Below are 24,456 nucleotides of genomic sequence, written 5' to 3'. Positions count from 1 at the left end.
GCTTTGTATTCAGTGTAAGGAACAGCGAAATTGCTGAAGGTTACAACAATTTTTTAATTAAAATTGCTGCAACCCCAGTAGATAGGACGGGGATATTGGCTCACGGGAATAATTTCCTGTCGGTATTCGGTAACTACTCTAGATTTTAACTTCTTTATAAGGATGGCGGTGGTTAGGACAAATCCTAGAGCAGTAGCTACGGAAACTCCTATGCTAATAGGCAAAGCAATTATAGACAGCCCTCCCAAGGTTCCTAAAGCTACCACAGCTGCTAAAGCGAGTATTGACAATATGGCTATGGCAGAAATAGTCATTAATCTAGCTTTTCCTTGTATAGGAGAGGGGTATGTTGCTTTGAATGGGTGCTGTTTAATAGTGTGGGGAACATGTGTGGCCGATCCATAGTATTTTATATTGCCTAGACTTGTTCCGCAGTTTGTTCCATCACCAATATAGCAAACACTATTCAGGTAATCACGCACTTGATAGTAGTTGTCGAATAACCCTTGTAAGACTCCTAATCCGGTTCTATTATCGTTACCATGCATTTGTGAAACTTCTAGCACACGTTTTGCGCCATTTTCGATATCTTTGATATCATTGATCAGCCAGCTAGGAAGTGTGAAGTGAAGTGTATGAATAACTTCTGTTAACTTTTCTATATCTCTGAGCAAAAACACTGCGTCATTTGATGATGAAACCGTGTACTCGCCAGGTCTTTGTGGTGTGTCATTCTGATTTAGGGAGGACTCGTATTCGTCTAAAGCGCTGGCTAATGCTGCTATACCAATTATGCCGATAGCTGTGTTAATCATCTAATAACCTCTATAAAAAGTTGTCGTATATTATATAGTTTAATAATCAATTTTGTTAACAAATTAATTAATTTTCTTTGTTTTAAAAGAGGTTGTTAAGTTTTTTAAACAATTACACTGATAAATTTGTATATAGAGAGAGATATAAACAATTCTACCCCAGCTACTGAATTGTAAAGATACGTAAACTAGTCGGAGTAAAGAAGATCAGAAGAAGTTTCTTGGAGATTTTTATGAAAAACATATAATTGCAGGGTTTCTAAAGTAAAATAAATATTCGATGACTCTCCCCGACAAAATTAGTTCGTCGCATTCTTCTCGCAATCAAAGTGACAGCTTTGCCTATCATAGTGAAACAAGTCATCAGAACACATGGCCCTCTTCTAATGGCAGTAGCGATATAACTCTTTATAATTCTCTAATCAAAAGAAATAATACTGCTGAAGATGTTGTGAAAATTGGTGCGATGATTCAGGAAAGCATTCGCAACGATCTTAAAAAAAAAGTTGGGGGGGGGGGGGGGGGTAACTTCTCTCCTGCACATCATACAGGGAATTGGAAAACTTCGCTTTTATACAATACATCGCGACTTCTAGCACATTTGTTTTCTACAACAATACAGTCAGCGAGAATTACCCCTACTCCAGTGTCACCTCGGTCAGAAAACCTGCAGAGGGGAAATTCCCTATCTTCAATTAAAAAGTCGAGCCCATCGCAAACAAGTACAGTATCTTTTCCTACGTCGTCCGTCCCTATTACTAAAAAGGCAAAATCTCATCTTCATAAGGTCCACAAAACTTCTGATCATCGTGTGTCTAGGAAGAAACGCGCAGCAGCAGTAGATCCAGAGGCAAGTGTTGTACAGAAGTATGATCTTACTGATAAGAATATCGTTAGTCGTCTTCAGTTAACTGAAGAGCAGGTAAAGTCCTGTCAGAAGTCTGTGAATAATTTAAAAAAAGCAATAAGTCGTTATGGAGGTTTGCGTAATAAGAACTCTAGAGTAGGTCAACGTTTACTAGTTGATCAATCCCGGTTTATGGAAGACATTCAAAAGAAACTTCATTTGTCTAAAGATCATAAAGCTTCTTCTGAAGTCATGGGAATGATTAAAAGTGAGTACAAGTCTCATCGAGTGGAAGTAGAGAAGTTTATCCATGGGATTTGGGTTGCTGGAGCACCGCCGGATGGTACGGATGCGTATATCAAGACGTTCTTGAGCGCATATGATAATTTTCAATTTTATTTCTGGGTAGATAGTAAGGCGTATGGGGCTGCGAAGTTTACTTCCATACTGAAAAAAATAGCTTTTACTGCAGCGATTAAGAATCTGAGGGAAAGTATACCTGAAGGTGCTCAAGAGTTTATCCGGAGATATGATGAATTAAGGAGTAAATATGGCTCGACAAAAGATCCTAAACTCCAAAATGAGTACCTTAAAGATATGCGGTCTATGAGAGACTCCTATGTTGCATTGAATAAGAGCGTTAAAGACGCTTTCAATGCTCTCCTTTTGAAAGAAACTGTCATGCTACAAGATAGTTTCTTTAATTTTTGCAATATGAAAGGTATCGACTCTATATCTGATCAGATACGTATAGAGTATCTAAAATATGAGCTGGGTTTCTCAAACGAAGAGATAGAAGATTACAAGAAGCTGATAGACAACAATAAGAAAACAATCCAAGAGATCGTTGATAAAGTTAATAAGGATGTAGGAAGCAAAAAAGTTATTATTAGGGACATCTCAGAGTTAGAATCCATGAGAGATAAAACTAATCTCCATAACTATGATACGGAGATGTTCTTAAGATGGAATTACGCTGCTGCCACAGATCAAGTCAGAATGTACATGCTGCTCGAGCATGGAGGAATCTATGCAGACTTGGATATGATGCCAGCCTACTCTCCAGAAATTACAAAGATAATTTATGACGTCGGAGGAGACGCATTTTTCGAAAATCTCCAAATACGACGCTCTATATCCGATATTGTTCTCAAGCTTGTTACTGACAGCTCTGCTAGCTCTCGCTCAATTTCTATAGAGGAGATTGCTAAGGAGGTGGATATGTCCAAAATATCAGCAGAAGAAAAGAGAAAACTTTCTCAATTAATAGGTGAACTACAAAAATTCTCAAAGTCGCATGAGAAGAAAGATCTTTTTGCAAAAATGTCTTCAGACGTGATTCGTGATTTTATGCCTATATTACAGCGGTACCACAAATGGGAAAAAAAATGGAACGTTCGAGGATTGAATGGCTTAATGATGTCTCATAAAGGAAGTGCAGTAGTAGAGGCTGTGATTGATGCTCAGAGGGAAAAATATGAAGAATTAAAAACTCTGAGAGAGAACGTGTTGAGTGGTATGTTTAATGGTTTAGAAGATCTTTCAAATTTAGATCTTATGTCTGAAGTAGGAGGTGCATTAGTTAAAGATTACCTTGAGGGGTCTTTGTTTTATGATTTTCGTCAGGATTCGATCACTCCCGGTGCAGTCAGTACTCTAGGTATTACAGGCCCTGATTTGATTGTGAAGGTGATGAAGCAATTTTTTCGTGAACAAGGGCCTATAGGGCAAGATTTCCTAGAAAATCAAGGGAAAAGACTTGGGAAGGAGGCTTTCTTAGGGGCATACAAAAGAGTGTCGGATAATCCTGTACGCTTCGATTGGCTACATCCCATAACTGTTGGAGCGAATGATGTAACGCCCGCGGATGATAGTACCTGGTGTGGAATCAAACATCAGGATGCGAGTGATTTATTGTTTTCTGATCCCTCAAAATTAAGTGATAAGCCTGTGAAGGGCATATCTCGGTCCACGATTGATTTGGAAGCATTTACCAAACTTTGGACTGAAGATGCAAAGGCTGCATGTCCTAAAGAATTATTACAACGTTTCAATGATGTGATTTCTCAGCTGTCATTAGACATAGGGGAACTTGCTGAGCTAGATCACGCTCTTTCTGTTGTAATGCAAAATCTACCTTCAGACCCAGTAGCAAGGGAGAGTATATTTTCTCTACAGATACAACTAGCTGAATTTGTGCGATCTGTAAAATTCCCGATATCCAATCAGGTGAATTTCTTCCCTAATGGGCATAGTAATTTTGAGAAAGATTTAGGACAGGCCATCAAGTTATATTTAGATACCGATTCACAAACAAAAGTTGTTCTCTGGGAAAGTCCTTTAATCGATCGTGCCTTATTCCTTAAGGACATGCTTGCCATATCCGAAAGATTATTATCCATAGCTAACTTTATTGATTCTGTAGATCAAGCTTCTCCTTCTTACTCTGAGATCGAGCTTTTGACTCGATATGGAGAGCTTAAGGCTAAAGATAGTGTAGATTTATTATCTGCGCCAGAATTAGAAGATTTTTTAGATGTTACAAATAAGATTGCAGAAAACGAAAGATTACAAAGTAAAATTACCGAGATCGAATACCAAGTGTCTTCAGGGTATTTGTTCAGGCATTATGAACAACTGTTATCCTCCTTCTTAAGTTTATCGGAAAAGGACTTCAAGAGTGAGATGTTATCTTTTGCAAAGAAGATAGTGGCAGATGACAGCTTGGGTAAGAGTGATCAGAAAGCCAGGGATAGTTGGTATGCGGATATTTGTGATAAAATATACGCACAGCGCGTTACTGAAGCTTCTTCACGAATACGAGAGTTTATGAAGAAGTTTGAGGGCAATGAACGTGTTGCTTTGCTCAATGCAGATAAATATCTATCAGGTCATCCCTTGTTTGAGAGGATCCAAAAAGAGGGGTATGCGTTCCAAGATTTTCAAAGTGTTGTACGGTTAATATTAGCGAGCTCTGGGGTTTCAGGAATTTTATCTGCTGAAAGTGTATTCCCAGCGCCTTCTAGGCGATTAGTAGATACGATGAAATCCGTGCTTAGTAATGACTATGATGATATGCAGCGAGCTTTGCCTTTGGTATATGAACTGCTGTCTGTAGATAAAAACAGTGCAGAAGCTAAACAAGTTCAGGATCGTATGAAACAGGAGGGCTTCGAAGCATTAGGAGAAAAATTATCATCATTCTCTACTCCTAATTTGCTTACTCCACCTACGGATAGTAGTGTAACAGCTTTAGGAGCTCGCTATGGGATTGATTATGGAAGGGAATCCGAACAAACTATGTTGAGTATAGCTCCCGGGATATTTAACCCTGCCGGCTATACTATGGACCTTTATTTACAAGGTCTTTATGAAATACACAGAGAAATCCATTCAGGATCTTTGACAGAGGAAAAAGCTAAAACGATTCTTCAAAGTAAAAAAGCTGATTGTTTTATAAACGATCAAGGTATTGAAGCACTTCTTAGATATTCAGATAGTAAGTACTACTGTTCTTTGACAGAAGTTCACAGGATATTAACAGGACAGTTTTTCTTGGCAGAGGCATCGAAGTATCTAATTTCTAGTGCTCTTCCTGGAATCAGCCCCATTGTTGATAGTGATAAGAATTTCGGTCGTCCCTTGTTAACGACTATAGATTCTTCTTCAATGGTAAATCCCTACGACTATCTTGGGCGAGGATTAAGCAAGGATTTGTTATCAGCTCCTCGTGATATTCCCTCAATACGCTCTATTGTGGAAGGGGCAAAATATACCTCATCTTCTTGGTCAGAATTTTTCAATACACAAGCAGAAGGTTGGTCAGATTTAGCCAACCGTTTAGGGGGCAAATCCATCGACCTGCATCCTCAGACCTTTTTGTATAGTGCAGAGGGACGGTGTATGGGGCTCTCAATGTTATACATGTCAGCCAAAGATGTAGCGTCTTATGATCTTATCCAAGAGAATCTGACGGCGGTTTCATCGTTATATCAGGAACAAGATCGAGAAGGTTTACCATTAACACCAACTGACCGGCAATTGTTAGATAGATGTCAGGCATTAGTGGATTGGTTACAATTGCAAGGGAACAAGTATTTGAACTCTCCAGATGTATTCTCTTCAGCGTCTTGGAGTCTTTTTACGCTAAGAGAAAAGTTTAAAGACACATCGTTAAAAAGTGTCCTAATCACTACGCCAGCTCATAGCCTAACTTTGCAAAAGCTGGGCGAAGGTGTGTATAGGTTTACGGATCCTAATTTTGGACATGTCGACTTTCCGTCCGTTGATCAAGCTTTTTATTTCTTAAGTGAGATTGTAGACGAATCCTATACGATAAAACAGCGCTATGGATTTTCTGATTATGCACGTGTGCACGAGCAAATAAAAATATATATCCCTAACTCTAAATTATTTGAAAACACATTGTTTTTGGGCACTGACCTAGGATTAACTTCTCAGCATCAATCCACGACTTTGGAGAAGATGTCAGCAAGAGGAAGTGTGATGATCAGTCAAATTCTAGTTCCATGGCGTACTCTATATCAAATTGGAGGGTCTGTCGATCATCAAAGAATATCGGAGACAACGAAAGAATCCGACTTGAGTCGTTTGAAGATCAATGGAGATGTTTTAAATAACTATCTCTCTAAGCATGTACTAGATAGTGATACCGCTAGTTTGCTCCAAACTCTCTTAAAAACTCATGGTTTAGAGCCTGGAACCAAGAGAATTAAAGGGAGAGCAATTACAGATACACCTAATGAAGTTGCCTCTCTTATACAAACATCAAAGAACAGCATGGTAAGGATTCAGTCATCTTTGCAAGTTATGATCAAGGCTATTGCTAAGAAACTGAAATCCATATCCATTACTGATAATGATAAAGCAAAGATCAAAACAGTAGATATTGATGACGCTGATAATCTAACAGTAGAAATAGAAACTTCTGATAAACGATCAAAAACTATCACGTTTGATGGAAAAGGGTTAGCACATTCCTTTAAGCGTGTTGGAAGGATGCTTAACGAATTATCGGGCACTGGGGTTTTGGATTTAGACTTGGGTATGTCCATAGTTTCTCTAATCCAATATTCTCGCATGGTAGAACAAGGACACTCTAGTGATGAGTTAGCAAAGTTCAACTTGTTCATGGATGTTAAAGCTATGTCTGAGTTGACTCTGGGATCAGTCATTCAGGTAATGGGCAAGAAGTTTATTACAGACGCAGGAGTAAACACTTTTAGATTAGAGAGTGCTGTGGCATCTAAATTGCAAACAGTTGCTCAAAAGGTTGGAGGAAGTGCAGGAAGAGCTTTAGCGAGTGCAGCTAAGGTTTTAGAACTTCCTATTTTAGAAACAGTGGCGGGTGTTTGGAATCTCTATAATAGTGTTACCATTCTTACGCAAGAAGCCTCTTCCTTTGAACATGCGGCAGCTCGAGTTCAGGTGGCTTTTGATACTATTTCTCTCGCTCTTACATTATCTTCTGTCGCCGCTCCTGCCTTAATGTTAGCAGCAGGTCCCATTGCGGCAATTGGTATGGGAGCAGCGGCAATTGCGCGGAATGTAGCTTATCATGAATCACGTCACGAAGCTTGGTTGAAATACAAAGATTTCTTGGAGCAGGGGAGCAAAGACATTGTCGTTAGTTTGCCTGAGCAAGGGATATTAGACCTATCAGGAAATCATGTTTTAGGAAATGTCTTTTTAGATCTAAGTCAAAATCCTCCGGTTTTGACAGGAGATCAATCATATAATGCTAACCGATGGATTGGTCATCATCCAGAGCTGACGGATTGGCAAATTCGTGAGATGTTGAGTTATGCCTATAGCATTAGCCCGACAAGAGCATTGGCGCAAGGACACGCCAATAGTTATTGGCCTAGAAACATTCCCAAGATACCTAAGGGAATTTATACTACAGTCATTGTAGGATATGGTATCCAATATAAAGCCGTTACCGAGGTGATCTACCTTTCTAATCAGATTGTGTGGCGGGAAGCTGTCATGGAGACTGATTCACCCTATTACCAACCTCCCCTAACTTCTGTATCACAACAAACAAAAATCGTTGCAGGAAAGCATCCTCTAACTGTTCTACCGGTACGTCTCTTGGATGGAGATTCTAAGGAAGATCAGAAAGCACGTATGGAACAAGCGAATTCCTACAAGGATTATAAGATTATAGTGGAAGGGGGAGTAGGAGGATTAGTAGTTCAAATTGGTGGTGCTGGATTTTATAATTTAACGGGGGATCCAAGAGCAAATAATGTTATCTCATTCCGTGCTATACCATCACCGTATTCTGTGGTTTTTGATCTTGGAAAAGAGGAACAAGACGTACCAATAGTAAAAATCAATGAAAACAGTGAGAATGACGACGAATACAAAATTCTAACAATTAGGCAAAGAGGTTTTGGATCTATTTTCGGCTCTGAGCGGGGTTACGATACCCTGACAGGGAAAAATAATACCAACTTTTATCTAGGATTAGGTGGTGGGGCCATTTATTCTGGAGGAGGGAATTGTCGTTACTATATACCCGATCTCCCTCAACATACTTCTATTTTCTTAAATTCTACATCTACGTCTCATACTATCAATTTGGATAAGAAAATTAATGAGATCAAAATGATGGGAGGAGTTTTAGCTTTAATACCTACTTATCAGCCAGACGATCCCACTGCTGGATTACACATTTATACTGCATCAACACATGATAGTATCGCATCCTGGGTAGGTAAAGTTAAGATATTGTTATTGGATGGAGTAGAAATACAATTAGTACAAAAAGAAAACAGTCGCCTTATTTTCGGAATTACTGGGTGTGATCATAGTAAATGGCAAGCAGAGCAACCAGAAGAAGCGGGGTACCCAGAAAGTATTCTTAAAACTTTGCAAAAACTACCTTGGGAATTCGGTAATACATTTACCTTGGTTCGTAAGGATGGTTTGGTAGTATTTAGTTTCACAGATAGATCATTCACCTATCGTCCCCATCCATATGCAATGGTTTCAGTTCGCACGAGCTCCCAATATAACGTAGTTGTAGAGGGAGCAGAGGGGTGTACGTATATTCTCAAATCTGCTCCCCGGATTATGTCGAAAAATATCACGATTCGATTAAAGGCAAGTGGCGCGATTTCGGCAGTTATCGATTTATATTCTCTCATTATTAGTTCGATAACAGGCAAAGTTCCTTTAGATGCTGATAATTGCATGGAGATAAAAATTTCTTCTCCCAGATATCACATCCCTGTCATTCTAAAGTGGTCCGGAGAAGTGCCTAGAGAAACAATGATAGAAATCGCCGATAACGCCCGTAGTGAGCTAGGAGAATGGTATGACATGCTAGTGCAAAACCGAGGAGAGGAGCAATCTATTTACAGACGCAGCATGCTAGTTTCTGATAGAATAGAAAGCGTAAAGAACTTGGATGACGCTGTTATCCTACTCAACTCCGAAGACGAAGAAAGTTATCCTAGTCATATTTTAGGTATAGAAAACAAGGAGGAGAAGGACTTTCTAATTTTTGGCAAGTTATGGTCAGGAACTTTTATGGGAAGCATGGAAAATTTAAGATGGGTTACCACAGCTCCTTCCAAAGCATTTAATGTGACTATACCAGCAAATAATATTAAATATTTGTACTTCCAGGGTGGGGAAAAGTCCGGTAAAAATATCGTCTTCTATAGCACGATATCACCTGCTGTACTTGAAGTAAGCATCCAACCAAAAGAGGCGATACCACGAAGTCGATGGAAATCTTGTAGCCAGATAGATGTATATTGGACTTCTCTCATTCTAGAAGATTTTGTGCGTTATCGTGTCAGTGATGAAACAGCAGAACTCTCTAGACAGTTGATGTATGCGAAAGAATTAGTAAAAATAGAACGAAATGATTTTTGTTTACGGTTTTTCTATGTTCGCGGGGGAGATGGAATAGGAAGTATCGATCTGCGATTTAAGGATTTCTTTAGCCAAACTATCGTAAAGGAAAGGATTGCCTCTGGAAATACAAATGATTATATCCCATTAATTAATGAAAAGTATCGCGATCATTTAGAGTTGAAATTAGGGTCAGAAACATTCAGTTTAGCAATTTTAGCAGCAGAATTCTTATCAACTCACCATGTCACGAGTTTAGAACATCACAAAAATGTCCCTTATCTATTGGAAATTCCTACACATATTCCTCGCTTCCCCAAAGCGAATATTTTTACTTATACGATAGATTCTAAAGCTAATTATACTTCCTGGAACGATTTCCGTTGGCTACCGATAAGTCCCTCTATGAAAAAATATGAACTTCCTGGACTAGCTAAACGAGGAGCTTCCTATTACCTAGATTCTACATCCGGAGATTTGTACTTAACTCGTATAATACTATTTGGAGAAACTGGCGTTGAAGCTCTCCTTATAAAATTCCCTAACTACAAGTGTAAATGGCGGGAGTTTCAAGATATAATAGTGATGGTAAGGAATATACTGACTATTGCAAATAGTAATACAATTTTTCGATCCGGAACTATGTTTTCTGGACCAGCTATACAACATGTCCGATTTAGTGATGCACTTTGGATGAGGAGAATTACTCAGAGCGTTGCAATTACTTCAATAGAAACAGGAGTAAACTCCCATAGTGAACCATTGGATGAAATGGCTCAGGCCAAACGGCCTATTGTTTTGGAGAAATTATCCGGACGTTTAGATGATATATTGTTCCAAAGTTCTAAAGGTATAGAAGTAAAATCTGTAGAGACAAACGGAACCTTGTTATGTGACAGGATCCAAGTAGTTGACTCAATAGCTTCTCTATGTCTCAAAGCACTTTTGGTCATTCTAGTTATTCCCGTGATTATTGCCTTAGCGTTGAAGGTTATTGTCAGGCTTTATCTCTACTTGCAATATTCAGGCAAGATCCGAGAACAAGAACAAGCACAAGAACTAGAGGAGCCTGTGATTCCTTTGGTGGAGGCTGTAACTCCCCCTGTTCTAAGTCGTGCGGACATTATAGAGAAGTTTCTTACAGTAGAATTATCTTCGGAACAGCGTAAGCTCTTAATTAAATCCACAGAACTATTATGTTCTCGAGGTTGCGCTAGTAAAGAGGAGTATAAGGAGAGAGGAATCCTTGTAGATAATGTATCCAGATATCACTGTAATTTGCCTATTGAATTTAGATTAACCGAGATACCCGGATGCAGTTTTATCCATTACCCCGGTTTCTTGCGCACATGGGATGACGGTAGTCAAGATATCGTGACATCAGCGACCAAAACTTGTGAGGTATCACGGGACAGATTAGATAACACGGCGAATTTCTTATTGGGTGTACCTGTTAGAGATGGTATGACTCAGGAAGAAGTCGAAAATCTTATTCAGCAAGGGAGACAAACAAACGCACGCTTGGGAGTATTTGGCTTAGAGACCTTTTATATAGGTCAAACCACGTTTTCTTTAGGGGAACATGTGGGGGTCTTGATAATAAAGGACTTAGTTTAGATAGAATTATTTTTGAGGATTAAGGTAGCGTGGATCTGTATTTTTTCACACCCGTATCGTTTTCTCCGCAATATATAGAAAAGAAAATATCTTCAGGACAGCCTGTGCATTTAGAGAAAATAATAGAACGCATAGGCAATTTTCTTCATATTTGTGGTCCTAAAATTCAAGTGACAGATTTGTCTGAGAGTGGATCCTTATGCTATAGGGTAGTTAAGCCCGAGTTTTCTTGCATACAAAGTTGTATGAAGATACTAGCATACCTTTTAGTTATACCTGTAATTATAGCTCTGGTTGTTAAACTTATTACACACATCTTATTACTACAGAAGTATCAGCTTAAAAGAGAAGAGAGTGATCGTGAATGTATTGAGAATAATCGTGAAATTCTGCAAGGTCCAGTAGCTATTCATCCGATTACTTTAGTTAATACACGGGAAGAGGGGGTGGAGGAAACGCATACGGTCATTTCTAGAGATCTACTTGCCATTTTTCGAGATAACTTTCCCGAAGTTATTAGGGGAGCTGCTAGTAGAGCAACACTTGAGCTTTGAAGAATTTGACGAGTTTATGGGTCATCTGAAGTATATCCATTCCTCTCTGTCATTAAACACCTTATCTCGGTCTCTTAGGGAGAAGATCACCGATTTCGGTATAGATAGAATTAGAGACATCGAGTCGCTATCTCTTATCCAAAACAAATTTAAGGACACTTTACTATCTTATTGTCCATTTTTATGGCTGTCAAAATTCTGCGATGTATGCGCCCTAGAAAGAAATCTTTTTTTACTATGTCCTCTTCCTCGAGAAGCTTGGCAATCTCGGGCTTCCCTGTCCGCATATTGGGTTTCTCGCTTAGGTTTTTCAGATGAACCGATCACTATTTTTTCTCCTGTTTTCTGGGTAGTCGCCGAGATCATGTCGGATGTTGAGTACAGTTATCTTGTTTATTACGCAGATGTAGATGCTTGGGAGAAAAATAAAGAGATTGTAAGTTCGTTGTTTGTTCGCTATTGTCAATACGTCTCTCGCAGCCGAGAATCTGTGCTTATCAAGCTTAAGCTCAAGGAAGAACATTTTGCAAAATATCTGCTGTTGTTAGCAAAACATGGGTTTTCTTTGCGTGGAGTGCGTCTTTTAAGGTCTCTGACTTTAGAGCAAGTGTTGACATTACAAGATTTGACAACAGGAGAGAAGGGAAATAGATTATCCAGATGGATGAAGTCTTTTGGGAATGCTTTCTATAATCCCAATAACCATTCTGCTGTATTTCTACCTTTTGATTGCCTGGATAATAGAGAATTCTCTCAAGCATTACGGTTACTTACTTGGTCAGAATTGAGAGAACACGGAGTTCATCAGAGTGATGCAGAGTTTTCTCGTTATCTTAGCGAGATCTCTGGTTATCCAATTGTTATTTCTGATCCTATTTTGTGGAAAGCTGAGAGAGAGGTAAGGAAATTTAACCTGACGACAGGAGAGTGTTTGCTGACTCTTCAATCAGGAGTATCGACATTGCCGCCGTTGAGGTGGACGAACTGGCCTCGCTCTGTGTATACAAGGCGTTCACATAACGTCTGATAATATTAATTATGTTGAATTAATTAATATTATCAGAGGATTAACTCATAGTATAAAGATATTAATTGTTAGATACTTAACTGTATTATCTTTGGACAATTATGGGCTTACATCGGTATTTTCTCACGTCCATTCTTTTCAATCCTCGCCAAAACTAAAACCAATCGAAAACTAGCACCAAATATCAATCGGCATGAGGCAATGTAGAAAAATCTTTTGATCTTTTTCTGTCTTGGTATAATCATAAATTATTTAATGTAAGTGATTTGAATAAAAAACATTATTATCTTTTCTATAATTAAGGGTTCGAGTACATGTTTTGGAGGCTATGTTGAATCACTTAGAACCGGAAAGTTCCCTAGAGATTACAAGAGGTTGATTGGAAATTGTTTCCTTAGACGAGAAGTTTTAACTGTTACGTATCTCGACAAAGTGGAACGCTCTTTATTTTGTGTGAGTGGTCTACCTCCATTTGGAGGAGGGTTTAGCCGTTCTTCCCCTTCCTCACCTACTTCCAGTCGTTTTTCAGAAGAAGTTTCTAAATCAAAATCCAAAGAGATATCAGTAGAACGTAGACAACTCTTTTCGAGCTATACTCCGAAGCTTAAAGATGTAGTGAAGGTTTATAAGCGTGATGCCAAAGTTCTCATTAATAAGATGTCTTACTGTAATATTTGGAGAAGTCTAGCCAAAAGTCAAATTTTAACAGAAAGAGATGTGAGGTTGGATCTTCAAGGGATTGATAAGGGTGTGTTCAATTATCAGATACAAATTGGTCCTTACACTGTAGCTGCAGTTTTAATAGAACAAGCAGTCTCAGAAATTAAAATTCCTTCAGAACAAGTCTACGCCATTCGTAAAATTAAATCCGGATTCCAACAGAGCCTTAGTAGTCAACATGTTTATCGAGTGAGTTTTAAGTCCTCTGTTGTTTTAGAGTGCAGCTCAGGTTCTGCTACAGATGAAGATGAAGAATTTGTACCTAGCAATAAAATTATTTTTAGAGCCTTAGAATTTCCTATAACCCCTGCATCTAAAAATACTACCTTCAATTTCTAACCTGTATCCCCATTAAAATAACATTTCGATGGTGGTCAGTTCTTTATTCTGGGTTAGGCGGTGTAAAGTATTCTTTACAATAAAATCATCTAAAACTGCTTCAAGACAGTTACCTATAATTTCTTCTAGGTAAGAGAGTTTAGTTGTTTAAATTATTTTAAGTCTTTCATACGCTTTATGTTATAATATTGGAGATTTGTTATTTGGGAGGAAAGATGTCTTGTTTCATTTTTTCTAACTATTCCAGACCTACGCCTCTAGAGAAAACTGTTTCTTTTCTAGATTCTTGCTTTTACTTCGGAGGTGAACAATCCTACATAGTTGGTAGAGATCCTTTAAATAGAGCGTGGTCTCTAACTTTTCCTGGCCGTGCTTTGGCAACCTATGAAAAGGTCTTAAAAATTATCGGTATTCTCCTCCTTCCCATTACTCTTATTGCTTTAGCTATAAGACTCCTTTTGCATAGCTATCTCTCTTATAAGCGTCGTATTGTCTCCTTGGATTCTTTGGTCCCTGAAGATAAAAGGAAACTCCTCCTTGTCCATCCTGAGCTTTTACAAAATATACGCCATCTGCCCCTTGTTTATTCTTCTTTGCCTTTAGAAGACTGTTTCATAACTTTTGATTCTGAATCATCCTCAAAAATAGATAATCTGAACTTCTGGGTAAATTATCTCAGCTTATCTAGTAAATTGGATCTTTCTGGTATTAAGGTTCCTATATACAAACTCAAGAAAGTTCAAAAAAGCCCCTTTATTAAAGAACAGGCGACAGAATTTTCTATTAACTTTCCCCTACTTTGCCGAGAAATTTTAAAAACGGAGTCTGGGGATACTGTCAGTCAAAAAGGGTTAGAAAAGCTCTCTAGATTATTTTTAGCTTTCATAATTCATATAGCTGAGAAAAAAGAGAACGGCCAAATACAGAGTGTGATTCCCTTAGGGACTCCAGATATGCTGTGGGCAAAACTTTTGTTCTTTGATTATTCTGATGAGAACCCTGAAACAAGAGGTTTACTTGGGTCGAGGATATTAAAAGAATTAGAAAGATTAGGTGTTCTTGCTAGCCCAAAAGTCCATTTATATACTTTTAGTAGAGTGGTTGTTCACTGGCGCACCCCTAACTTTTAAGAAGAAGTTCTAGCTCATTATGTGATAGGTTTTTTGGCTTGTAGTAAGCAGACAACGTCATGGTTGTCTGAAAATTTAAGTAACAAAAGGCTTTTCCTTACAGAACTTGCTTATTTTAAATTGTAAGAAAGATAAACAACTGTCCTAGTTGAGATTGAACTTTCTAAGAAATCATTTTGAAGATAGAAGACTCCAGCCCCTCCCCTGCGAAGAACCGGATAAACTCATGAAAGCTAGCTTAACTCAAAGATCCTGAAGATATTAACAAAAAATCCGGCGAGGTAAAACCCATTTTAAACTTGCTTTTAAATACACTAAAGCGTAAAATATTACGCTCGTTCCTTTCTTTCATCCAAATGGGTAAAATATGATAAATTTGAGTAGGTTATGCAACTGCGCAAACTTAACAAACAATAGTGAAACAAGTCAAGGGGTTTGTCGCTCTAAGTCATTGAAAATAAGCCTGGCTGTTTTAGCGGTCGCCATTCCTATAATTCTTATGGTAGTTGGTGGCTTAGGACTGGCTGGAAGTGCTGGTTTAGGCTTATTAATTTTCGGTGGTATTGTTCTTGCTGTAATGGGTTTAGTTGCTGCTACCGCTTTTATTAGATCAAAACAATTTATTCCTGGATCTGGAATAGGGCTACAACCATGTCCCGAATTAACTGCTGAAGGAAGAGCTGCTTTAGATAATGTAATGCAGAAACTTAATCAAGAACGAGATACGCTGCAACCCCCAAATTGGGGAGGTTTACGAGAGCCAGTCAATCCCGATATTTCTCATTTACTTTCTTTAAAAAGCAGGAAAAATAATGAGGTCTTAGAATTATTGCATACCGATCAAAATGGTCGAGTGGCTTTCCCTGATGATGCAGCTTCTAGAGATCCAGTTCTTATAAATGCAGTTACAGAGTTAATGGAACTCTCTTTTGCTGTGAGTATGTACTCCCTCAGAGATTTAGAAGCATACAGGGAAAGGTTCCCAGAAGTTACTTCAAATTTAGAAGCTTTATCCCGACAAGAGTCTGCTTATTATAAAACATTTTATCAGATGTCAATTTCCTACTCTTTATTAAGACATTTACATATGTACAGCCAAAATGATGTTTCGGATGCAGATATTGCAAGTAGACGAGATAGATTCTACCAAGAAGGAACTCCTGAGTTTCAGTGGAGGTCCCTATACAATTGCTTCTGTCAGCAGGCTCGCTGGTATATTGGTAATGAACAAGAAGCTGTTCAAAGAGAGGGTCGTTTAATTAGGCATTCAACGCCTGACACTAGCCGTCGTAGCTTCGGACACCCAGGAACTACTCCAACTTAAAATATATCTATTTGATGCTTCTATATAGTGAAGGATGGGTATTCTGTTAATCAGGATACCTATTTTTTTTAGAATAAGAAGTAAGTAATGACTCCAGTATTTGAGAATAGATAGATACAGGGGTTTCTTTGTCTAAAGTCTACTTACCCGTACAAATACTCCCCGATATACTTCTGTAAATCTTTCAATCACATGCATTTCTACTAATTACATAAGTATAGAATTTATCAAATTGTTATTTATTGTATTAGAAAGACATCCCCAGATTGTCATACTAGATGGAGAGTTTGGAGAATACTCTTGTCTATAAGGAATGAATACTTCTTCACGACTTGAATGTGCAGGAGATAAAAATTGTTGAATGAATTCAATAGCTAATTCTAGTTTAATTTCTTTACTAGAGAGACCTCGTAATAGAGGCTTATGTATAAGAATATGGCTTTTTGGAATTATAACTTGATCCAGATCTAGAGATCGGGCAATTTTCTTAATATCTAAAGAAGGTAAGGCAACAGTAACTTCTTGTGCGGTTGCTTCTCGTAATACATCCTTAAGGAAAGCACTGGGAACTTGTCTTAAAAAGGCAGACATTACATGTTTTGTGCTTTTATCTACATCTTCAACAGGTAGGCTGCTTCCAACTTCATTCATAATCAGTTGGTATCTATTTTGATGATGTTTAAATACGGCATTCTTCCCTAAAATATAAGGAACTAAGTTTCTTTTTTTCATATTATGATAGCACTCTACAAAAGATTTTGAAGAGAAGTATCTCAGATTAGTTGTAGTATCCCCTTCAGGGGTTGAGGTGATAATCTCCTTGTGTTCCTCCTCATCATCGAGAATGACTACCCTTGCGCCCATGTCACAACCCACATACTTAGGCCAAGATATATGAGAGCTATCTCTTTTTTCTAAATAGCGTGCTTCTAGAACATTTTTCACAAAGGTAGCAATAGCAGATACTTCTAACTCCTCTGCATATGAATTTACTACCCTACGCATACTTATGGTATTATCCTTCAATGTGCAAACATAATTAGGATAGTTATCAAAGCGGAATTCTGCTTTGAGACCTTGGTATAGCGCCTGATTTTGTTTTGGAAGACTCGTAATTTTTGCTGTAATTCCGAATCTGTCTTTTAAACATATTGCTATGGACTTCTTTACGTTTTTATTTGTTAATCCATACCCAGCAATAAAATTTCTTCCTAATTGAATTAGGTTGTAAAGGTCTAAACTATGAGTGTCAATTTTATCTCGGCGTCCTAGAAAATAGAAGGTATAAGATTCACGAGAATCTAGGTAAAATCTCTCAGGGAGCACATTTAAGAATTCTTCTTGAGGCTTTAGTAACGTAATACCTTCGTTAGAGAGCTCTTGGTAAGCATCTGCTTCTGTTGTGAGAATCGTTTTTGTGTTTAGGGTATGTGAGATTTTTTGACATGTAATAAAAATATCTTTCTGAAGCGCTTCTGGTAAAGCAGCGTCAAGATATATACAGGGATACGCAATATGTAGATATAGATGTAGGGCTAAGCGTAGTAACCATGCCGTGATGGTAATAGGAATAAAGATCCAAGAGAATATTTTTAGTATTTTTTCAACGGTAGATATTGCTCTTGTTTCATGTTGAGTAACAAGTCTGATCCCCAGTTCGGATGATTTATCTATAACTTTTGTTTGTTTACCACCTAGATAGAAATATGAGTCTAGAGCAGCAGAGAACCTTTCTACCCGACTGGGAGAATAGAGTGGAGAAAATGTTACAGAGTTTAACATGATATTTTTGGGGGTTCTTTTACTTTAATTACAGGTGTGTCTTTAAGTATGTTTAAAGGCAAAATGTTCATCCTCTTAGTTACCATAGTTGTTTATTTTCCTCTTGTGAATCGACAGATTTAATCAAAGTAAGCACAAATCATGTTCTCAGTACTTTCGTAACTAGAAAAGATACCTATAGCAATAAGCTGATCCATGAGGCTCTCCCCTAGACATTTTTCTTGAGTCCCTTCAGGTTTATAGAACATGGATCCGCAGTTATTATATTGATTCATTAGAGTAGCCTCTCCTTCTCCAGGATTGCCCTTATAGAAGACTATCATCTTGCGACCTGCAGTGTTTTGAACGACGGCTCTTCTGGCTATGAAATTGAGGAAGTCCTGTACTAATTGTCTCTTTTCTTGATTAGACAATGGAGTTTGTACGTGATCGGATGTAAATAGAGGGGCTTGGATATCTAAGGTCTTGTCGAGAAATTCTTGAGATAATAGAAAATGTAGATTTTTGATTTTAGATTTTATAGACCTTGGAATTTGGTTGAGCATTCCTTGGAGATATTCTGGAGGCACGTGTTGAAGTATCGGTATTAGGGCTGTAACGCGTTGTTCTCTTTCTTTGTTTTTATCCGTATAGGTTGTCACATGGCCAGGATCAATAATCAAAAGTGCTCGTGAATTTGTAGCACTGTCCAAGCGGACAAATTTCCTGTCTGATTTTGCAAATACTTTACCTGGGTATCCAGTAAGTACGGTAAAGTTCACAAGATCATTGAAAGCGTTTTGTAGATGATTATGTTCTTCTACACTTGTTGAAGCATCGTGTTTATTTAAAGTATGTTCTGTTAGATGAATATCGCGAATACAATGAATAATCACCCCATCTTTTAAGTGAATGCCTATAGGGTTACTTATCATTAGGTGATCTAAATTCTGGCGCTTAGCGGTATTGATTGATTGTATACAGTTCCACAAGTGTTTCATTAGCGCCTGTTCTCTTTCCTCAGGCGTAGCGGTTGTGACAGGAATGGCTAATGTAAATGCTATATTCGGGAGATTTTGTGATGTCATGGTAAGAAGCAACTGATTAGTAGTTTCTTCTCTATAAAAGTGGACAACCTTTAACCCTTCGCGATTGAGAGCAGTTTTTAAGGCGTTATTATCATTACGATATGCATAGCGAAGCGGTATAAATTTATTGCGAATAGCTTTAGCCTGATTTAAGTAGGACTCACAAGGAGTACCTAATCCCTGTTGGTCCATTAGGACGACCTTGCTGTTCAACGCCTTATGTAGAAGGAAGCGTATAAGCAAGGCAACTAATACGATAGGCAGTAAGACATAAGAAAGTATTTTTATGATCTTCTCAGCGATAGGCACATGCCGCCCTGAGCTGGATATACATAGGATTTCTTGAGTTCTTTCATTTCTTCCGACGATTTCTACTTGTTTCCCACCGAAATAGAAGTAGTTGTCTAATTTAGATAATATTTTGTCACAATAAGAGGGCTCTTGATTAAAAGGGCTTAAACAAAAGTTAGTAGATATTCTCATAAAGACGAAAACAATATTAAGAAATTAAAACATTATAGCATGAAGTGCCCATTTCTAGAATCACTTCTCTTAAACTTTTAACATTTTAATTAACAAAGACTAAGGAGTCTAGAGAAGGGATATCTAGACACAAGAACTTTTAAAGAATTTCTTAGAATAAGGAATTCCCCTGGGAAAGAAGATGATCAACATAGTTGATATCATAATCTGAGTTAATGAATTTAGGGTTATCCAACATGAATTGATGGAAAGGAATTGTGGAGTGGACGCCTCCAATATGAAATTCTTTCAGAGCACGTTTCATAATAGCTATAGCTTCTTCTCGATTCTTTCCTTTAGAAATCACTTTAGCAATCATAGAATCGTAATAAGGAGGAATGGCATAGCCGCTGTAGCAAGCTCCATCTAGACGTATAGAAGGACCTGCTGGTGGAAGATAGTAGTCTAAACGCCCTGGAGAAGGTGCAAAATTGTTGCTAGGATCCTCAGCATTAATACGGCATTGTATGACGTGCCCTTTGAAAACAATGTTTTTTTGTTTCCAAGTAAGTTTATTCCCCATAGCTACATAAATTTGCTCTTTGAGAAGATCTATACCTGTAACTTCTTCAGTGATAGTATGCTCCACTTGAATACGCGTATTCATTTCCATGAAATAGAATTTCTTATCTTTATCTAATAAAAATTCTACTGTGCCTACGGAGTGGTAGTTTGCACTTCTTGCTAAATCAACCGCGACTTTCCCTACTTTTGCACGGAGTTCCGGGGTAAGTATAGGACTTGGAGTCTCTTCAATGAGTTTCTGCCTACGCCTTTGTACTGTGCAATCTCTTTCGCCTAGATGCACATAGTTCCCATGTTTATCTCCAAGGATTTGGACTTCTAGATGTCTGGGGTTTTCAATAAACTTCTCAATATAGACATTGGGGTTATTAAATCCTGCCTCTGCTTCCGCTCTTGCTGCTGAAAAAGCTCTGAAAAACTCATCTTTTTCTTTAACAATACGGATACCGCGACCGCCTCCCCCAGCAACAGCTTTGATGACTATGGGGAAACCGATCTTCTCAGCAATTTTTAATCCTTCAGCTTCATCCTTAATAATACCTTCAGAGCCAGGAATTACAGGACATTTCACTTTCTTAGCGAGCTGTTTTGCTGCTATTTTGTCTCCCATTGTCGCTATAGATTCTGAGCTAGGACCAATAAAAGTCAGACCACAGCTTTCGCATATGGAAGCGAAATTTGCATTTTCACTTAGAAAACCGTAGCCAGGGTGGACAGCATCTGCTCCTGTAATTTCACAAGCAGCTAAGATATTCGATATTTTTAAGTAGGATTTAGCAGCTTGAGGCTCTCCTATACACACGGCTTCGTCTGCTAGGAGCACGTGTAAAGCTTCTTGATCTGCCAGGGAATATACTGCAACTGTGGCCAATCCTAGATCATGACAAGCACGTATAATACGTACTGCAATTTCCCCACGATTAGCTATTAAGACTTTTTTCATTACTCAGCTTTAACTATACGAAATAACTTAGATCCAAATTGTACTGCGTCACCGTTGGCGATGAGAACTTCAACAACGCGGCCGGACATACCAGCTTTAACTTCATTCATAACTTTCATAGCTTCTACGATACAAACAATCGTATCTTCAGAAACGACATCGCCAGGCTTAACAAAAGATGGGGAGTCTGGAGAAGGAGAACTATAAAATGTTCCTACTAATGGAGAGCTAATAAAATCCCCAAGAGCTTGTTGGGATTCAGTTTCTGTTTTTTCAGGAGCAACATCTTTAGCGATTGTTTTATTTGGATCCGTAGGAATAGGGCGCTCCTGAGAAAAACCTGCAAATAACCTACTGTCATAAAACACGGGTTCTTGATTAGGTTTATCTCCTGTGTCTCTTTCTAATTCAAGCTCTAGCCCTTCACGTTTTATCACAAAACGCTTCATGCTATTACGTCCCATAGCAATCATGAGCTTTTCTATTTGCTTTAAATCCATATGTATTTTCTCTTACCTTCTCAGCCTGAAGTTAGACGCGTTGAATATATTCACACGTACGCGTATCAATTTTTATAATATCCCCAATTTCTATGAAAGGAGGTACTGTAATTTCGATGCCTGTTTCTAATAAAGCTTTTTTTGTACCACCGGTAATCAAAAGTGAATCCCCGGGGAAATCTGTTTTAGACACCATTAACTCTAAGAAGTGAGGCAACTCTATAGAAAAAACAACATTATCATAAACCAAGGCAGAAACGGTGACTCCTGCTTTTAAGAATAAAAAATTATCCTTCATGATTTCTTTGGTGATATGGATTTTTTCATAATTTCCCAAATCAAGGAAAAGAAAGTGGTCGTCCTCAATATATAGATATTCAAGATTTCTGGATTCAAACTGGGCTTCTTTTATTTCTTGGCCAATTTTAAAATTTCTTTCAACAATCACTTCGGAATCAGCAGATTTTAACGAAGCTTTGATAAAAGATTCCCCTTTATTGCCTGTTACTTTAGAAACCGCTACGACTTTATAAAGACCGTCTTTTGTGGAAATAAACATTCCCACAGAGAGCTGGCTACTTAATACCATGATTTTCTCCTCGAAGTAGCAAAACTTTTTCTTCCATAGTCTGTTCGTTCTTTTCGAACATGTAAGATGCAGCCACTAAAATATCTGCACCTGCTTCACGACATAGTTTTGCGGAAGTCTCGTTAATTCCCCCATCAACCTCAATTAAGCAAGAATCTTCTAACCCCATGGTTTTTATTGCCTGTTTTGTAAAGCGGATTTTGTCTGGAATATCCGGAATAAAACCCTGACCACAAAATCCTGGGCGCACAGACATTAATAGTATGACATCACAAAAAGGGAGGAAGGGAGGTATGAATTCTATAGAGGTTTCTGGAGAAAAAGCTAACCCCGCTTGTATTCCACATTTTTTAATATAAGATAACAACTCTTTAAGATCTTCAGAGGCTTCGAAATGTACGATGATACGATCTGCACCTGATTTTACAAATTCCTCTACAAAATCAAACGGAGTGTAGATCATAGCGTGCACTTCTAAAAAGATGTCTGTAGATCTATTGATTGCTGCGATGACTCCTGGACCAAAAGTCAGATTGGGTACGAAATGACCATCCATAACATCAATATGGATAAGGTCTGCACCCGATTCTTCTATTCTTTTTGCCTCTGCACCTATGCAAGCAAGGTCTCCTCCCATAATTGAGGGGGCGATTAATGTCTTCTGACGTTGTTTTTTATTCACCTATAGCCTATTGCGAACAGATCAAAATTATAAAGAAGCTTCTTAAGGTGTAACTAGAAAATTATTTATCTCACCATATCCTTTAGGATAGGATAACCACAAGAAAAACTTCGGAGAGCATAGATTCTTACATCTTTTGATTAAAATTCCTAGATGTCTTGTTCGATTTAGATAAAAAATAGAGAGTTATTTCTTTTTATCTAGATTATCTAGAACTAATCTTAGGAGCCTTTGAAAGGTACAAGGCTCACTATTTCCTTTTAGACAGCGTCCGTTTTTTTTATCTATTAAATATCAATCGCATGCCGCTTTGTAAAGAACTTGATTTTATAAACAATTATAATTAATCTCTGCGAAATTAAAATTTTTAACATGGAAATTAAGTTATGACATCACCAGTAGAATCTGCTACAAGCACAGTGCTATTGAGTAACTCCTTATCTACTTCTGAAGGTTATGGAGCAGATAAAAGTGCGGTCATACCTATTGCAACTCAACTACCTAGTCCTTCATCACCAGAAGTTGCAACTGCTAAAAAGCTAGTAATTCCTGAGGTTAAGGTTTCGGTGCTTCAGCGCATTTTTCATCTCATTAAAATTATTTCTGCTGTTTCTTTGTTTGCGGTGGGTATAGCTGCTTTAATTTGCTTACAATTCGGGGTTGCTGTTTCAACTCTTTCTCTTGTTTTAATGATTGCCATCATGCTTGTTTCGTTTGTCATTGTCATTATGGTGATTCAGGATAGCACCCCCTCTCAAGTGGCACGCCGTATGAAACAACAACTTCATCAATTTAGCCAAGAAAACACACGCTTACATCAAGAAGTAGATACTTTAGTATCTGCAAACAGGGATCTTGCTAACCAAATTTCAGAACTTACACAGTTGCATGAGAAGTTATCTGATTTCGGCAATAAACTTGAAACATGTACGGGAGAATTTGATGAGCTTATCTCAGAGTTTAAGGTTAACTTGGAAGCTTTCAAATCTGTAGGTACTCGAGTTGAGACTATAATCTCTCCTTTTGAGCGTTTAGCGGAATCGTTAACAGGAGTGTTCTCTAAAGACGCTGTTAAGAACATGGTGGATGCTGTGAGCGCCTTGAGAGTGGAAATGGAGACATTAAAACAACATGTGGAGGAAAGTCGCGCTGTTCTACAACAGCTACAATCTGATGCTCAACTAAGAGAACAGCATTTACTTTACTTAGAACAGCGTAAGCAAGAGTTAGAAGCCGTTTGTTCGACTCTATCAGCTTCAATTGAACAATTACGTAGTTCTACTTCTAACTTACAAGCTGTTGAGAGCCGGATTGTGAGTGCTGTAAGTGAGGACACGAGGCGTGTATCATTGACCTCTACCACAGAAACGGCAGATCAGGGAGATCTGAGAGATCCAAGTGGGGACCGCTATGGTGGATGGGGTGCGCAAAGCTCCTATAGACTTTCTCCATCAGTAACCATGAGCCGGTTAGAACAACGAGGCAGAAGAATCATAGGAACCGATGATCAAGGCTTCCCAATATATGAACAGTAATCCCAGTCATCGCATGATTAAAAAAAGGCAGAGAGCTTCTTCTTGCCT

The 24,456-nt window shown here is 38.2% G+C and carries 14 protein-coding genes; 7 read left to right on the top strand and 7 right to left on the bottom strand.

The window, feature by feature from the left end:
* Positions 1–53 precede the first annotated feature (53 nt).
* On the bottom strand, positions 54–815 hold the full coding sequence (locus tag G5O_RS07985) for a hypothetical protein (RefSeq protein WP_006343239.1): 762 nt from the start codon (positions 813–815) through the stop codon (positions 54–56).
* A 280-nt stretch (positions 816–1,095) separates the two neighbouring features.
* Here G5O_RS07985 and G5O_RS07980 point away from each other — a divergent pair, with 280 nt between their 5' ends.
* The 6 genes from G5O_RS07980 (at position 1,096) to G5O_RS07955 (ending at position 16,263) form a co-directional block, all read left to right on the top strand.
* Complete coding sequence (locus G5O_RS07980; protein ID WP_013747371.1) at positions 1,096–11,169, top strand: LifA/Efa1-related large cytotoxin; 10,074 nt, start codon at positions 1,096–1,098, stop codon at positions 11,167–11,169.
* 29 nt (positions 11,170–11,198) lie between these two features.
* Complete coding sequence (locus G5O_RS10410; RefSeq protein ID WP_013747370.1) at positions 11,199–11,723, top strand: DUF648 domain-containing protein; 525 nt, start codon at positions 11,199–11,201, stop codon at positions 11,721–11,723.
* The gene (locus G5O_RS07970; RefSeq protein WP_014518383.1) at positions 11,653–12,750 is read left to right on the top strand and encodes a DUF1389 domain-containing protein; all 1,098 of its coding nucleotides are present in this window, start codon (positions 11,653–11,655) and stop codon (positions 12,748–12,750) included. The genes G5O_RS10410 and G5O_RS07970 overlap by 71 nt, the downstream gene beginning before the upstream one ends.
* Before the next feature lie 432 nt (positions 12,751–13,182).
* Positions 13,183–13,809, top strand: a complete 627-nt coding sequence (locus tag G5O_RS07965) for a hypothetical protein (protein WP_006343234.1) — start codon at positions 13,183–13,185, stop codon at positions 13,807–13,809.
* A gap of 215 nt (positions 13,810–14,024) precedes the next feature.
* The gene (locus G5O_RS07960) at positions 14,025–14,939 is read left to right on the top strand and encodes a DUF648 domain-containing protein (protein WP_006343233.1); all 915 of its coding nucleotides are present in this window, start codon (positions 14,025–14,027) and stop codon (positions 14,937–14,939) included.
* Positions 14,940–15,306: 367 nt separating this feature from the next.
* Entirely contained in the window at positions 15,307–16,263 is a 957-nt protein-coding gene (locus G5O_RS07955) for a hypothetical protein (RefSeq protein ID WP_013462677.1), read from the top strand.
* Positions 16,264–16,470: 207 nt separating this feature from the next.
* Here the strand turns inward: G5O_RS07955 and G5O_RS07950 are convergent, their stop codons facing one another.
* From G5O_RS07950 to rpe, 6 genes are all read right to left on the bottom strand, one after another.
* Positions 16,471–18,045: a DUF648 domain-containing protein gene (locus tag G5O_RS07950; protein WP_006343231.1), complete on the bottom strand. Its 1,575-nt coding sequence runs from the start codon at positions 18,043–18,045 to the stop codon at positions 16,471–16,473.
* 119 nt (positions 18,046–18,164) lie between these two features.
* A complete protein-coding gene (locus G5O_RS07945; RefSeq protein WP_006343230.1) occupies positions 18,165–19,595 on the bottom strand; it encodes a DUF648 domain-containing protein in 1,431 nt (476 codons plus the stop codon).
* 151 nt (positions 19,596–19,746) lie between these two features.
* Positions 19,747–21,102 (bottom strand): acetyl-CoA carboxylase biotin carboxylase subunit, encoded by a 1,356-nt coding sequence (gene accC / locus G5O_RS07940; RefSeq protein WP_006343229.1) that lies wholly within the window; start codon positions 21,100–21,102, stop codon positions 19,747–19,749.
* Positions 21,102–21,602, bottom strand: coding sequence for an acetyl-CoA carboxylase biotin carboxyl carrier protein (gene accB / locus G5O_RS07935; protein ID WP_006343228.1), 501 nt, complete (start codon positions 21,600–21,602; stop codon positions 21,102–21,104). The genes accC and accB overlap by 1 nt, the downstream gene beginning before the upstream one ends.
* A 31-nt stretch (positions 21,603–21,633) precedes the next feature.
* Positions 21,634–22,191, bottom strand: a complete 558-nt coding sequence (locus G5O_RS07930) for an elongation factor P (protein WP_006343227.1) — start codon at positions 22,189–22,191, stop codon at positions 21,634–21,636.
* Positions 22,178–22,873: a ribulose-phosphate 3-epimerase gene (gene rpe / locus G5O_RS07925; protein WP_006343226.1), complete on the bottom strand. Its 696-nt coding sequence runs from the start codon at positions 22,871–22,873 to the stop codon at positions 22,178–22,180. The genes G5O_RS07930 and rpe overlap by 14 nt, the downstream gene beginning before the upstream one ends.
* A 386-nt stretch (positions 22,874–23,259) precedes the next feature.
* Here rpe and G5O_RS07920 point away from each other — a divergent pair, with 386 nt between their 5' ends.
* Positions 23,260–24,408, top strand: a complete 1,149-nt coding sequence (locus tag G5O_RS07920) for an IncA family protein (protein WP_006343225.1) — start codon at positions 23,260–23,262, stop codon at positions 24,406–24,408.
* The last annotated feature ends 48 nt before the right edge of the window (positions 24,409–24,456 follow it).

Source organism: Chlamydia psittaci 6BC, from assembly GCF_000204255.1.
Taxonomy (GTDB): domain Bacteria; phylum Chlamydiota; class Chlamydiia; order Chlamydiales; family Chlamydiaceae; genus Chlamydia; species Chlamydia psittaci.
Note: the sequence above shows the minus strand (reverse complement) of the source record. Positions and strands in the feature narration are given on the sequence as shown.

Coding starts and splice junctions, on each gene's coding strand:
- G5O_RS07955 (WP_013462677.1), top strand. CDS start 15,307: ATGATAAATTTGAGTAGGTTATGCAACTGCGCAAACTTAACAAACAAT.
- G5O_RS07930 (WP_006343227.1), bottom strand. CDS start 22,191: ATGGTATTAAGTAGCCAGCTCTCTGTGGGAATGTTTATTTCCACAAAA.
- G5O_RS07960 (WP_006343233.1), top strand. CDS start 14,025: ATGTCTTGTTTCATTTTTTCTAACTATTCCAGACCTACGCCTCTAGAG.
- G5O_RS07950 (WP_006343231.1), bottom strand. CDS start 18,045: ATGTTAAACTCTGTAACATTTTCTCCACTCTATTCTCCCAGTCGGGTA.
- accB (WP_006343228.1), bottom strand. CDS start 21,602: ATGGATTTAAAGCAAATAGAAAAGCTCATGATTGCTATGGGACGTAAT.
- accC (WP_006343229.1), bottom strand. CDS start 21,102: ATGAAAAAAGTCTTAATAGCTAATCGTGGGGAAATTGCAGTACGTATT.
- G5O_RS07945 (WP_006343230.1), bottom strand. CDS start 19,595: ATGAGAATATCTACTAACTTTTGTTTAAGCCCTTTTAATCAAGAGCCC.
- G5O_RS07920 (WP_006343225.1), top strand. CDS start 23,260: ATGACATCACCAGTAGAATCTGCTACAAGCACAGTGCTATTGAGTAAC.
- G5O_RS07980 (WP_013747371.1), top strand. CDS start 1,096: ATGACTCTCCCCGACAAAATTAGTTCGTCGCATTCTTCTCGCAATCAA.
- G5O_RS07985 (WP_006343239.1), bottom strand. CDS start 815: ATGATTAACACAGCTATCGGCATAATTGGTATAGCAGCATTAGCCAGC.